This is a genomic window from Actinospica acidithermotolerans, assembly GCF_018139625.1.
Lineage (GTDB): Bacteria > Actinomycetota > Actinomycetes > Streptomycetales > Catenulisporaceae > Actinospica > Actinospica acidithermotolerans.
Genome location: NZ_JAGSOH010000161.1, coordinates 1 through 13,186, shown reverse-complemented (window position 1 = coordinate 13,186; position 13,186 = coordinate 1). Strand labels below are relative to the sequence as shown.

Here is a 13,186-nt window from a genome sequence, read left to right as displayed (position 1 = left end):
CACCCGCCCCGAGCCTTCGGCCCGCTACCTCCGCCGCCTCGTACCTCGGCGGCTACGTCCGCGGGCCTGCGGCGTTGCGCGCGGCTTCGTAGGGGTCTGATGATGCGTCGGCGGCCTGCGGTCGGTCGTCGGCTTTGACTTTTTCGCCGGGACTCAGCCCTGACGCACGCTCTGTCGCATCGGTGCTGTCGAGCCGGGAGCGAGGCAATTGATCAGCTTCCCTCCGGCGGTTGCGTGGGAGTGGCGATCAGGGTGCCGATATCCTCGCCCTCGCAGATCCGGCGCATCGCGCCGGGTGCCGAGACGTCGAAGATGTGCATCGGCAGGCTCTGCTCGCTCGCCAGCACGAACGCGCTCTCGTCCATGACCTTCACGCGTGCGGCGACGGCTTGTTCGTGGGTCAGTACGGAGAAGCGTTGCGCGGTCGGATCCTGGTTCGGGTCGCGCTCGTAGACGCCGTCGACGCCGCGCTTGGCCACCAGTAGCGCGTCGGCCTCAAGCTCGAGGGCGCGCTGGACGGAGGGGTAGTCGGTGGTCACGTACGGCTGGCCGATCCCGCCTGCCAACACGACGATAAGTCCGCGACGCAGGTGCCGCTCGGCACGCAGCCGGATAAAGGGCTCGGCCACGCTCTGCATGGGAACAGCCGTCATCACTCGGACATCGCCCGCGCCCTTGCCGGTCAGCGCGCCCCGCAGCATCAGAGCGTTCATCACAGTTCCGAGCATGCCGATGTTGTCCGCCTCCGCGCGCCCGATCCCCCACCCATCGGCCATCCGCCCACGGAAGTAGTTCCCGCCGCCGACGACTACACCCAACTCGACACCGAGTCGGTGGACCGCAAGCAGTTCCTCGGCCATCCGAGCCAGGCTCCCGGGATCGACCCCCGTACCCGCCGCCCCGGCAAGCGCCTCACCGCTGAGCTTGACCACGACCCTTGAATACCGCGCCACCGCTGCCTGCCTCCCAGGCCGCACCGGCGGCGACCCGACACAGCCTACCGGGCGAACCTGATCCGCCGTGGCACAGGGAATCAGCTTCTGCGCGCGTCAGTTCGAACGCTCCGCCAGCCGCACCACACGCTCAGCCAAGCGGATGGCACCCCAGGCCGGAGCGCCGGCACCACGTCAGAACCAATGAGTCGGGACAGCGACCCGGCTGCGTCAATCAGCCGTGCCGAGGTCCCATCGAACACGTACACCGGCTCGTGATCCACGGTGCAAGATCTCGCAGGTCCGCAAAAAGTGCCTACTGCCCGACGCGGCCGTCGATGCACTCTCGGAGCAGGTCCGCGTGTCCGCAGTGGCGGGCGTACTCCTCGATCATGTGGACGAGGACTTCGCGCAGCTGGAGGCTGGTGCCGCTCGGGATCCGCCCGAGGGTGCCGAGATCGGGTGTCGATGCGACGAAATCCTCGGCGAAGGCGACCTCTCTGCGCCACGTCGCCCACGCGTCTTCGACCACGTCCGGGTCGGCGATCGCGCCGTTCCAGTCGGCGTCGCGGTCGTTGTCGGCTGCGTACGGGCGCGGGGAAGAATTCTCGCCGGACATCACGCGGCGGAACCAGTTGTGCTCCACGGCGGCCATGTGCCGCAGCAGGCCGAGCAGTGACATCGTGGACGGCGGGACCGAGCGGCGGGCCAGCTGGTCGGCATCGAGATCGGCGCACTTCATCTCCAGCGTCAGCCGGTAGGCGCGCAAGTACTCGATCAGGGTCGCGCGCTCGTCCCGGAGTTCGACACCCGAATCGCGCGGATCGTCGTCGGGATCCACCCACATGTCCGCGTACACCGTGGAGGCGGTCCAGCGGTCCGGCGTCGAGACTTCGGAGCTGTCGGCAGACTCGGTAGACGTCACCCGCGACATCCTCGCATCGGACGCGCGTCCGCTGACAGCGATTTTCGGGGGCGGCGAAGAGCTGCCCCTCGCGCCCGCACGCGCGAGGGGCTGTTCAGGTGTGGTCAGGAGACGCGGCGGCGCAGGACGGTCGCCACGGTGACGGCGAGGACGAGGACGCCGCCGTAGAAGACGCTCGACACCCAGTCCTGCAGGCCGAGGAGCTGGAGGCCGAGGATGCCGGTGGCGAGGAAGTAGATGCCGACGAAGGTGCCGACCGGGTTGAACCGGCCGGGGTCGACGACGGCGGTGCCCAGGAAGACCGAGGCGAAGACGGGCAGCAGCAGGCTCGACGAGGTCGTGGCGTTGAAGCCGCCGAGGGCGGCGACGTCGATGACCGCGCCGAGGCCCGCGAGCGCGCCCGCGGCGACGAAGGAGCCGAAGCGGATGCGGTTGACGCGGATGCCGGAGAGCCTGCTGACCTCGCGGTTCGCCCCGACGAAGCGCATGTGGCGGCCGAGCGGGGTGAAGCCGAGCACGTAGGCGAATCCGAGGACGAGCACGACGCCGTAGTAGAACGAGATCGGCAGTCCGCCGACGTCGGTCAGGGCGATCTTGCCGAAGCCGGCCGGCAGGCCACTGATCGTGTTCATGTCGGACATCCACAGGCTGATGCCGGTCAGCAGGGTGCTCATACCGAGCGTGACGACGATCGTGTTCACGCCCATCTTCACCACGAGGAAGCCGTTGATCGCGCCCACCGCGACGGCGCCGAGCACCGCGACCGCCGCCGCCGGCCACACGCCCCAGCCGTGGTTCACGACGAGCACCGGCAGGATCGTGGCGGCGAAGCCGAACACCGAGGGCACGGACAGGTCGACGAACTCGCCGACCGAGATCGTGCAGAGCAGGGCCATGGCCAGGAAGACCAGCGCCTGCTGCGAGCCGAAGATCGTCTGGAACGTCGAGCCGGTGAAGAAGACCCCTGGCTCGGCGGCCGTGTAGACCACGATCAGCGCGATCCACACGCCGACGATGACGTAGCGCGACACGAGGGTGCGGGCGATCGCCCCGACCGGGTTCGAGCGCGCGGGCAACTGCGGCTCGGGCCCGGCCGGGGCTGTGCCGATTTCTTGGTCGGGGATGGTGCTCACTGGTCGGCCGCCTTTTCCGCTTCCGGAGGTGTCGGTACAGGTACAGGTGCAAGTACGGGTTCTGGTACAGGCGCAGGTGCAGAAACAGGAACGGGAACAGGAACAGCTGCAGGTACGGGTGATGACACGGGTCGGGATGCGATCTCGCCGCCGTCGCCTTCGCCGGCCCCGTCACCGTCGCCATCACGGTCACCGTCGCCATCACGGTCACCGTCGCCGTCGCCGAAGATCGCGTGCGCGATCACGTCGGGCTCGAGTTCGCCGGCGAGCTCCCGTGCGGCCAGGCCGTCGCGGATCACGATCACGCGGTCGCAGAGCACCGCCAGGTCCGCCGGGTCGATCGACGCGAGCACGACGCCGCATCCGCCGCGCGCGGCCTCGCGTACGGCGTCGATGATGTCGTGCCGCGCGCCGACGTCGACCGCCTGCGTCGGCTCGTGCAGGACCAGCAGCTTCGGCTCGCCGGCCAGCCACTTGCCGAGCAGCACCTTCTGCTGGTTTCCGCCGCTGAGCGTGCCGACGGGGGCGTGCGGGTTCGGCGGCCGGATGTCGAGCTTCTCGATCATCGCGGCGGTCTCGGCCTGCTGCCAGTCCCCGCCGATGCGGAATCTCCCGCCGCGGCTGCGCACGCGCGGCAGCGTCAGGTTCTCGGCGACGCTCATCTCGCCGGCCAGCCCCTCCTCGAGACGGCGCTCGGGGACGAAGGCGACGCCGGAGCGCACGAACTCCTCGGTGGAGGCGTTCCTGCGGGTGAGCGGGATCTCCCGGCCGTCGACGGTGAGCGTTCCGGCGTCCGCGCGGCGGGCTCCGGCCATCGCCTCGGCCGCCTCGACGAACCCCGATCCGACGAGCCCGGTCAGGCCGACGATCTCGCCGCGTCGCACATCGAGGTCGAACCCTGACACGAGGTCCGCGGACAGGCCGCGCACGGCGGCGACCGACTCGTCCTTGGCGTGGCTGACGGCGCGGCCGTGGGCGACGAGGTGCCGGCCCAGCATCATCGCCGTGAGCGCCGTCTCGTCGACGTCCTTGGTCTCGACCGCCGACTCGACGACCGCTCCGTCGCGCAGCACGGTGACCCGGTCGGTCGCCTCGACGACCTCGTCGAGCTGATGCGAGATCAGCAGCACCGACGTGCCCGCCTCGGTCAGCGACCTGACCAGCTCGAAGAAGCGCCCGCGGGCCGCCCGGCCGAGCGCGCGGGTGGACTCGTCGAAGATGACCACCCCGCCGCCCGGTCCTGCGCGGACAGCCGGCCGACCGGCGCGTCCACGTCGAGGTGGTAGCCGAGGCCCTCCAGGATCCGGGCGGACTCGGCGCGCTCCGCCTTCCGGCTGATCCGCCGGGTGAAGCGCGCGGCCTGATACCGGCCGAGGCGCACGTTCTCCCAGACGGTCCGGTCGTCGACCAGGCCGAGGTTCTGGTGCACCACCGAGACCCCGGCCGCGCGCTGCGCGGCCGGGCGGACCGGCAGGCCGAGAGGCTTGCCGTCCACGGTGATCGAGCCGCCCGGGTCGGGCGTGTACACCCCCGTCAGGATCTTGACGAGGGTCGACTTGCCGCAGCCGTTCTGCCCGACCAGGCCGTGCAGCTCGCCGGGGGCGAGGGTCAGCCCGACCCCGCGCAGAGCGCGGGTCGGGCCGAAGGTCTTGGACAGACCGGCCACCTCGAGGCGGCCGGTCACCCGACGCCCCAGAGCGCCGAGTACGACGTCTCGAACGAGGCGTCGCCGAACCACAGGCCGGAGGACTCGGCGGCGGTGGTCACGCTGATGCTGCCGATGTTGTCCGCGGTGAACAGGCGGACCGGGTACGGCTCGGCGACCGGCGCGGACTTCGTCATCATGCGCAGGATCTCGTCGGTCAGCGCGTAGCCCGCGTACGCCTCGTCCACGGCGACGACGGCCTTCACGGTGCCGTTCTTGAGCAGGCCGAGGCCGTTCACCGAGCCGCCGGCGACCGAGAGCGCGACGCTGGTGGCGTGACCGGACTGCTGGATGCCCTGGACCGTGTCCTGCAGGCTGTCCTCGAACTCGGTGTAGTAGTACTCGACGCCCGGGTCCCTGAGGATGTTGGAGCTGGTGTCGCTGGCCAGCAGTGCGTCGGTCGTCGCGGTGATGTCCTTGACCTCGATGTCGCAGCCGGGGCAGTACTGCTTGTAGATCGACAGCGAGTTGGTGACGTACTGCTTGGAGGAGGGCGAGTCGATCTCCTCGGCGATGATCGCCTTCGCCTTGCCCTTCGACGCGTTGATGATCCACCACGCGATCGCGCTCGGCTGGTCGGTCGCGCCGGGCACGTAGGTGACCTGGTCGGTGTTCGTCGTGCTCGTGGTGGGCGCGTACTGGTCCGCGATGATGATCGGGATGCCCTTGGCCTTCGCCGCGTCGAGCGCGTTCTGCGCCATGCCGTACGGGATCGCGTCGAGCACGATGCCCGCCGCGTTCGCCGCCACGGCCTGCTGCACGCACGAGGCGATCGCGCTCGGCTGTCCCTGGCCGTCGCACACCTGCTGGCTGAGCCCGGCCGTGCCGAGCGCCTGCTTCATCGACTTCGCGGTGTCGACGAAGCCGGGGATCGCCTGGGCCAGCGGGATGTAGTAGACCTTCCGGCCCTTGAACGAGGAGACCCCGGACACCTTCGCGGTCGGCACCGGGTACTTCGTGGTGACGGCCTCGAGGCTGGTCACCTCCTGCTGAGCCTTGGCGAGATCGGCCGAGGATCCGCCGCTGCTCGACGAGGAGCCGCCGCTCCCGCTGGTGCCGCTGGATCCACAACCGGCCAACGTCGCCGAAGCCAGGACCGCCACCGCGGCGGACGCGAGCCATCGTTTCCTGATAAGCGTCATTGCTCATACCTCCATGGCCTGTTCACTTGGCCGAAAGTCTGGACAGAGACGTAGATGATGGGTAGCGCCCTCACGTACAACTAAGGTTGAGCAGCTACGGAACGGCCGCGCGGCCCGCGCCCCGACGCTGACGCAAGGCACTGCCACAGCTCGGCCGCACCGGGGAAATGCCAGGTCAGGGGCGGTCTGCCGGACTCTGAGGGTCCCCGCATACGCTGCCCGGAGCAGGGCCGGGCAGCGCCGGAGTCCGAAGATCGAGGAGCCGCGTGTCGAACCGTTACCGTCCGGCGTGGGCGCCGGACACCATCGATATCCGGACCCCGTCCACCGCGGGTCCTGGACCGCTGCCCGGCGAAGGACACGACCGCTCTCGTCTGCCCTCGAAGGGCGCGACCGCACTCGTCGCGCGCGGACGCCGACCGGCGCGCGCACCGCGTGATTATCACGCCGTCACCCACCTTCCGCGAGTCCACCGCCGCCCGCCTCCGCCAGCTGAGCCTGCCTCCGTCGGCTGAGCCCGGTTCGGGAAGCGCGAACGCGGCGGCCGAGGCAGGATGAGAGGATGCTCTTCGCCGACGTCGTCGACGCCTCAGCCGTCGTCTCCGCCACCCGCTCTCGCCTGGAGAAGGTCGACGCTCTCGCCGCCGTCCTGCGCACGGCAGGCGAGGCGGAGATCCGCCCGGTCACCGGCTACCTGACCGGAGCACCCGTCCAGGGCCGGATCGGCACCGGCTGGCGCACGCTCGTCCAGCTGGAACGGCACCCGGCCGAGTCGCCCACCCTGACCGTCGCCGACGTCGACAGCGGCCTGGCGGAGTTGGCCGCGACCAGCGGAGCGGGCTCGCAGGCTCGCCGGGCCGCGCTGCTGACGGCGCTGATGATCCGCGCCACGGCCGCCGAGCAGGACTTTCTGCTGCGCCTGCTGACCGGCGAGCTGCGACAGGGCGCGCTGGAAGGTGTGATGCTCGACGCGGTCGCGCGGGCCTCCGGAGCCCGGGCCGAGCAGGTGCGCCGCGCGTTCATGCTCTCCGGATCGCTCCCGGACACCGCGGCGACCGCGCTGCTCGTCGGGCCGTCGGCGCTCGGTGAGTTCGGGCTCGAGCTCGGCCGACCGCTGCAGCCCATGCTCGCGTCGCCCGCCGACTCGCTGGACGCCGCGCTCGAAGAGCTCGGACCCGGGCTGCGCCTGGAGTACAAGCTCGACGGCGCGCGGATCCAGGTGCACCGCAACGGCGACGACGTGCACGTTTACACCCGTACGCTGCGCGAGATCACGACCGGCGTCCCGGAGCTCGTCGCGCTCGTGCACGGCCTGCCCTGCCGGTCCGTGGTCCTCGACGGGGAAACGCTGGCGCTCAACGACAGCGGCAGGCCGCGGCCGTTCCAGGAGACGATGAGCCGCTTCGGGGCCACGACCGAGCGAGAACTGCTGCTGCACCCGTACTTCTTCGACTGCCTCCACCTCGACGGCGTCGACCTGCTCGACGCGCCGCTGTCCGAGCGCGCCGAAGCGCTGCGACGCGTCGTCGGCGAGCACGTGATCCCGGGCATCGTCGCTCCGAGCGGCGAGCAGGCCGCCGAGTTCCTGAGGATTTCGCTCGCGAGCGGCCACGAGGGCGTGATGGTGAAGAAGCTCGACGCGCCGTACGCGGCCGGGCGGCGCGGGCGCTCGTGGCAGAAGGTCAAGCCGGTGCACACGCTCGACCTGGTCGTACTGGCCGCCGAGTGGGGCCACGGCCGACGCTCCGGCCTGCTCAGCAACCTGCACCTCGGCGCCCGCGACCCCGACGGCGGTCCTCCAGTGATGGTCGGCAAGACGTTCAAGGGCCTGACGGACCAGTTGCTGGCGTGGCAGACCTCGACGTTCCCGGAGTACGAGAGCCGCCGCACGGACTGGACCGTCTACCTGCGTCCCGAGCTGGTCGTCGAGATCGCGCTCGACGGCGTGCAGGTCAGCCCGCGCTATCCCGGCGGCGTCGCGCTGCGGTTCGCCCGCGTGGTCCGCTACCGCCCTGACAAGACCGCGGCCGATGCCGACACGATCGAGACGGTCCGCAAGATGCTGCCCGGCCAGGCCACGATCACGTGACGTGACAACGGTGAGGGCGGTGGCGGCGGGCTCGAACGGATCGAGTCGGCCGCCACCGCATCGCTCGATCAGCGGTCTATATCAAGGGAAATACCTGCGCGGCCGAGCCGTTGCAGGTGTAGATCTGCAGCTGGGTGCCGTTCGCCGTGTTCGCGCTCGGGTCGTCGAGGCAGAGGCCTGACTGCGGGTTGAGCAGCGAACCGTTGGACTGCTGCTGCCAGACCTGTCCGCCCACGCCGTTGCAGGTGTAGAGCTCGACCTTGGTGCCGACGGCCGTGCCGTCGCCGTCGATGTCCAGGCACTTTCCGAGCGTCTCGAGCGAGCCGTTGGAGTTGTGGAACCAGTGCTGGTCGACCGCGTAAGGCTGGCAGGTCCAGAGCTGGACGATCGTCAGATTGGTGCCGATGTCGTCACCGGCCACGTCCACGCACTTGCCGCCGTTGCCGACGATCGGGCCGCCGCCGTTGACCGTGAAGTCCTGCGCGGGGGTGCCGTTGCAGGTGTAGATCTGCAGCTGGGTGCCGTTGGCGGTGTTGGCGCTCGGGTCGTCGAGGCAGAGGCCCGACTGCGGATTCAGCAGCGAGCCGTTCGACTGCTGGATCCACTTCTGGCCGCCGACGCCGTTGCAGTCCCAGAGCTCGACCTTGGTGCCGACGGCCGTGCCGTCGCCGTCGATGTCCAGGCAGCGGCCCAGGGTCTCGAGCGAGCCGTCGGAGTTGTGGGTCCAGTGCTGGTCGATCGCGTAGGACTGGCAGGTCCACAGCTGGACATGCGTGAGGTCGCCGCCCGAATCGTCGCCGGCGACGTCCACGCACTGGCCGCCGGGCAGCGTGATCGTGCCGCCGGACGACTGCGAGGTGCCGCCGCTGTTGCCGGAGTAGCCGGCCGCGACGATGTTCGCCTGGACCGCGGCGTCCGCGGCGTCGGTGGGCTCGCCGGACGTGACCACGCCCTCGAAGAACGTGCCGATCGAGCCGTTGCTGTTGTCGCCGCCGGTGCCGAGGACGAGCGCGCCCTCCAGCGACATCGGCGTGTACCCGCCGGACGGGAGCGCGCCGTTGTACCAGGTGGAGAGCGAGCCGAACTGCGAGTTGCCGCCCTCGATCTCGAAGGTGGTCTGGTCGTTGCTCTTCACCATCGCGGTGACGAACTGGCTGTTGTTGCCGGTGTTCGCGGTGTTCGAGCCGGAGCCCTGGTAGAGGCCGTTCTCCAGGTCCGCGGCGACCCACGGCCCGGAGCCGGAGCACGGCGACGCCCAGCAGCTCGTTCCGAGGTTGACCGACTCCATGTGCCCGTTGCCGTTGTCGTCGTTGTTGGTCTCGGCGTTGCCGTAGTCGAAGCAGCAGGCCGAGTTCACGTGCGTGCCGGACGCGACCATGTAAGCGCCCTGTGCCGCGCCGCCGGTCGGGATCCCGCTCGTGCTGTCATCGCGGTAGCCGACGCCGGGCCCGACGTAAAGGCCGTAGGCCTTCTGCCCGTTGATCGTGACGTGCACGGCGTTGGGGTTCGCTGCGACGTCGGCGTTCGGGTTCGCCCCGCCCCCGCCCTCGACGGTCAGGTCGTTGTGCTTCGATGACTGGTCGTAGACCTTGATGATCGAACAGGCCGTCGACGCGCAGAAGGCGTCCTGTGAATCAGTATCAGCATATCCCCCGGTGGAAGTAACGCCGATGTTCAGCGTCGAGCCGTCGGAGGCGCGCTTGACCTCGTAGAGCGAGCCGTCGTAGGCCGCGAAGAGCGCGCGGACGGTGCTGTGCGCGGCGACGCACGGCGTGCCGGCGGCGGCGTAGATGTCGCAGGGCAGCGAACTCGTCGCGGCCGTGGCGGTTCCGGGCAGGGCAGTGAGCACACTGATCAACAACGCCAGAATGGCGCTGACCGTGAGTGCGCGCACATGACGACATGAGCGCATGGCAATGCTTTCTGCGAGTGGGTATAAAAACACGCTAATGCGTGGTGATTGCGCCGCCGGCGAAGGTGGTGGGTGACGGCGTCTGCGGTTGGAAGTTACGGCGGCCGTCGGGGTCCGTCAAGAACCGATCCGCCCGTTGCGCTGCGGGCACCGGTCGTTTCCGTTTTCCGTTCGCGTCTTTCGCCGAAACGGTTGACGCGGGGCCCGAGCCTTTTCATACTCTGACTCGATTGGGTTCCGTAAACGCTTCCGGCCCCCGTACGGAAGGAATGCCCACGCCATGGCCAGGATGTCCGACAACGTTGTCAAAGCGGGCTCAGCACATCGCAAAGTCCTTATTCTGCTGACCGCCGTCGCCCTCGCGCTGGTGCCGGTCCTCGGCACGGCGCCGCAGCGCGCGTCCGCCGCCACCACGGTGTGCGCGCTCGACTGCGACACGCTCGACCCCTCGCAGGCGCAGTCCGAGACCTTCCCGACCGCCAACGTGCACGAGAACGGAGACGTGATCGAACTGCACGTCGACGACGTGCTCGGGATGGCGTGGGCCAGCATCGACGACGGCCGGCTGAACGACTCGATCTGGATCGACCGGTCCTGGGACGGCGGCAGCACCTGGGACGGCCTGCTCGGCAAGGCCGCGATCCCCAGCGGCTGGACCGGAACTCGAACCCTGATGTACAACATGTACGACCCCGCGGACCACGCCCGAGCCGTCGTGCGCGCGTGCGGCGACGCCGGCGGCGTCGTGTGCACCAGCTGGGTCCACCTGCAAGTCTGCACCGCCTCCGCGCAGTGCGACGGAGCGAGCTCCACCGGCGCGACCGGAACCGAGCCGGTCCCCGGCACGACGCTCGACGGCCGCGACATCTCGCTGCACGTCACGTCGACCGGCATGGCGTGGGCCACCATCTCGAACGGCGCGGCCGGCGACGAGGTGTGGATGGACCGTTCCTGGAACGAGGGATCGAGCTGGCCCGACGGCTCATCCGAGGAACGGGTCAGCGTACCGTCCGGCGCGACCGGGACCAGCACGGCCGAGATCAACATCGACGACACCTTGGGCAGGCTGTACGGCGGCGCCGTGCGCGCATGCGGCCGGGCCGTCACCGGCGAGAACGGCAGCTGCACCGCGTGGACCCGCGAGGACGACAAACCCGCGGCAGCCGCAGCGGACGCGCTGATGTACGACTACGACCCGTACACCGCCTGGTGGCCGTCCAGCTGGTGGAACTCCGCCGTCGCCCTGACCTCGATCATCGACTACACGAAGAAGACCGGCGACACGGCCTACAAGTGGATAATCGACCGCACCTTCCAGGTCGACCAGGCGGCGTTCGCGGCCGGTGTCCGGGCCACCAACCAGATCTACGGCGACTTCATCAGCGACTCCACCGACGACGACGAGTGGTGGGCGCTGGCCTGGATCGACGCCTACGACCTGACCGGCGACCAGTCGTACCTGAACATGGCCGTCACCATCGCCGACTACGTCGAAACCATGTGGGACGGCACCTGCAGCGGCGGCCTGTGGTCGGACACCTCGAAGTCGTACAAGAACGCGATCACAAACGCGCTCTACGTCCGCCTCACCGCCGAGCTGCACGACCGCATCTCCAGCGACGCGGGCTGGCTGACGCAGGCCGACAAGGAGTGGAGCTGGTTCCTCAACAGCGGCATGATCAACTCCTCCGGCCTCGTCAACGACGGCCTCAGCTCCTCCACCTGCGGCAACAACGGCGGCACCGTCTGGACCTACAACCAGGGCATGACCATCGGCGCCGCCGTGGAGATGTACCGCGCCACCGGCTCCCCCGCCGACCTCACCGAGGCCAAGTACCTGGCCGACTCCGCGATCAACTCCACCTCCCTGGTCACCAACGGCATACTCACCGAGTCCTGCGACACCCTGACCGCGACCTGCGACGATGACCAGAAGGAGTTCAAGGGCATCTTCATGGACTACCTAGGCGACCTCAACTCCGTCGTCGGCGGCACCTACAGCTCGTTCATCAACACCCAGATCAATGCGCTCTGGGCCGACGACCGCACCACCCTCAACCAGATCGGCGAACGCTGGTCCGGCGGAACCTCCACCTCGAATCCCAACGTCTTCGACTGGCGCACCCAGTCAGCCGCGCTCGAGGCCCTACTAGCGGCCGAATAGCAACCTGTCCACGGGTCGGACGCCCATCAAATGCCTGATTCCGGCGGATTTCCGCGTCGGCGCCTGGTCAGAACGAACCCGGCGCCGACCGCCAGGGCCAGGAGCACGCCGACGATCGCCGCGACGAAGGTTGCGGGTCCAGCGCCGCCCGAGTGAATATCGGCAGCCGGAACGAGGCTCGGCGTCGCGACAGGCGTGGCGCTCGCCGAAGGACTCGCCGGCGTAGGTGTCGTGGCCGCCGCCGAAGCCTTCAGCCGCGGGCTCGGACTCGCGCTGGTGCTCGCGCTCGCGCTCGCCGTCGAGCCCGTCGCGCTGGCGTGCGCCGAAGCAGTGGTCCGCGAGCCGGATGCCGTAGACGCGCTGTGGCTGGGCGTGCCACTCACACCGCCTCCGGTAGAACTCCCAGCCTGGTACGCCCATGCCACCATGGCTCCGTACGCACCGTCGTCGAGCGACGCCTGGCTGGTGTAGTAAACGGCACCCGAGAAGAAGCCGTGGCTGAGGCCGGAGTGGAAAATGACGGCGAGATCGATCGTGTACGTCGTGTGAGCCGGCACGTCGAGCGTGACTATGCCGGCCTTCCAGCACGGGCTGGCGCACGAGGCGTTGCCGTTGACGACGCCGTTGTCCCACGAGAGATAGGCGCCGTGCCACGACCCGCCGTCGACGCGCCACTCAAGCGTAGGCTCCGGCTCGCTGACGGGGCTAGGCAGCAGCAGCACGATGAACCCGCTGTCCGGGCAGTCGGCCGAACCGGTGTTGCGCAGGACGACCGGATCGACAGCGCGCGTACCCGTCGAATAGACCGTCGTGTCCTCGCCGGAAGACGCGCCCGACATCGCCAGATCACCCGTGCCGCAGCTAGCCACCGCCCGGATCGAGCTCGCCGGGCTGGCCCCAGCGACGATCCCGGTCGCCGCAGAGGCCACCGCCCCCGACATCCAGATGGCGCCGAGCCACAACGCAATCAACAGTGCAGCCCGCCTACGCATGCCGCTCCCCCGCCCCGCTGTTCAAAATCGCCCGATCAGACGCCGCATAGTATCCGTCCGAGGTTCGCCAAGGGAAGATGCGCATCTCAACGTCCGCCACCGAGCAGGGCTTCACCTACCAGGCGAGCAGAATGCGACGACGACACCGACGCCAGCGACGGCAAACTTCCACACCAGCCACCCGGCCCCAGC

10 protein-coding genes are annotated in these 13,186 nt (G+C 69.4%); 2 read left to right on the top strand and 8 right to left on the bottom strand.

Going from position 1 to position 13,186, the window contains the following annotated elements:
• Nucleotides 1-212: 212 nt before the first annotated feature.
• The 6 genes from pyrH to KDK95_RS31385 form a co-directional block, all read right to left on the bottom strand.
• A complete protein-coding gene (pyrH, locus tag KDK95_RS31410; protein WP_212521974.1) occupies nt 213-932 on the bottom strand; it encodes a UMP kinase in 720 nt (239 codons plus the stop codon).
• Between the two features lie 316 nt (nt 933-1,248).
• Nucleotides 1,249-1,866 carry a DinB family protein gene (locus KDK95_RS31405; protein WP_372463417.1) on the bottom strand — a complete coding sequence of 206 codons (618 nt, stop codon included), beginning with the start codon at nt 1,864-1,866 and terminating at the stop codon, nt 1,249-1,251.
• A 95-nt stretch (nt 1,867-1,961) separates the two neighbouring features.
• A complete protein-coding gene (locus KDK95_RS31400; RefSeq protein ID WP_212521972.1) occupies nt 1,962-2,990 on the bottom strand; it encodes an ABC transporter permease in 1,029 nt (342 codons plus the stop codon).
• The gene (locus tag KDK95_RS31395) at nt 2,987-4,216 is read right to left on the bottom strand and encodes an ATP-binding cassette domain-containing protein (RefSeq protein WP_212521971.1); all 1,230 of its coding nucleotides are present in this window, start codon (nt 4,214-4,216) and stop codon (nt 2,987-2,989) included. The genes KDK95_RS31400 and KDK95_RS31395 overlap by 4 nt, the downstream gene beginning before the upstream one ends.
• Nucleotides 4,138-4,674 carry an ATP-binding cassette domain-containing protein gene (locus KDK95_RS31390; RefSeq protein WP_212521970.1) on the bottom strand — a complete coding sequence of 179 codons (537 nt, stop codon included), beginning with the start codon at nt 4,672-4,674 and terminating at the stop codon, nt 4,138-4,140. Before KDK95_RS31390 ends, KDK95_RS31395 begins: the two co-directional genes overlap by 79 nt.
• Nucleotides 4,671-5,837, bottom strand: coding sequence for a sugar ABC transporter substrate-binding protein (locus KDK95_RS31385; RefSeq protein ID WP_212521969.1), 1,167 nt, complete (start codon nt 5,835-5,837; stop codon nt 4,671-4,673). The genes KDK95_RS31390 and KDK95_RS31385 overlap by 4 nt, the downstream gene beginning before the upstream one ends.
• A gap of 562 nt (nt 5,838-6,399) precedes the next feature.
• On the opposite strand from KDK95_RS31385, the gene KDK95_RS31380 reads away from it, so the two are divergent.
• Nucleotides 6,400-7,926 (top strand): ATP-dependent DNA ligase, encoded by a 1,527-nt coding sequence (locus KDK95_RS31380; RefSeq protein ID WP_212521968.1) that lies wholly within the window; start codon nt 6,400-6,402, stop codon nt 7,924-7,926.
• Between the two features lie 76 nt (nt 7,927-8,002).
• On the opposite strand, the gene KDK95_RS31375 is transcribed toward KDK95_RS31380, so the two are convergent.
• Nucleotides 8,003-9,820: an arabinofuranosidase catalytic domain-containing protein gene (locus KDK95_RS31375; protein ID WP_307844819.1), complete on the bottom strand. Its 1,818-nt coding sequence runs from the start codon at nt 9,818-9,820 to the stop codon at nt 8,003-8,005.
• A gap of 298 nt (nt 9,821-10,118) precedes the next feature.
• On the opposite strand from KDK95_RS31375, the gene KDK95_RS31370 reads away from it, so the two are divergent.
• A complete protein-coding gene (locus tag KDK95_RS31370; RefSeq protein ID WP_249162182.1) occupies nt 10,119-12,002 on the top strand; it encodes a glycoside hydrolase family 76 protein in 1,884 nt (627 codons plus the stop codon).
• A 26-nt stretch (nt 12,003-12,028) separates the two neighbouring features.
• Here the strand turns inward: KDK95_RS31370 and KDK95_RS31365 are convergent, their stop codons facing one another.
• Complete coding sequence (locus KDK95_RS31365) at nt 12,029-12,841, bottom strand: hypothetical protein (protein ID WP_212521966.1); 813 nt, start codon at nt 12,839-12,841, stop codon at nt 12,029-12,031.
• Nucleotides 12,842-13,186 lie beyond the last annotated feature (345 nt).

Bases quoted from the DNA above. Each gene is read 5' to 3' on its own strand.
- KDK95_RS31380 (WP_212521968.1), top strand. From the start codon at position 6,400: ATGCTCTTCGCCGACGTCGTCGACGCCTCAGCCGTCGTCTCCGCCACC.
- KDK95_RS31385 (WP_212521969.1), bottom strand. From the start codon at position 5,837: ATGACGCTTATCAGGAAACGATGGCTCGCGTCCGCCGCGGTGGCGGTC.
- KDK95_RS31370 (WP_249162182.1), top strand. From the start codon at position 10,119: ATGGCCAGGATGTCCGACAACGTTGTCAAAGCGGGCTCAGCACATCGC.
- KDK95_RS31365 (WP_212521966.1), bottom strand. From the start codon at position 12,841: ATGTCGGGCGCGTCTTCCGGCGAGGACACGACGGTCTATTCGACGGGT.
- KDK95_RS31405 (WP_372463417.1), bottom strand. From the start codon at position 1,866: ATGTCGCGGGTGACGTCTACCGAGTCTGCCGACAGCTCCGAAGTCTCG.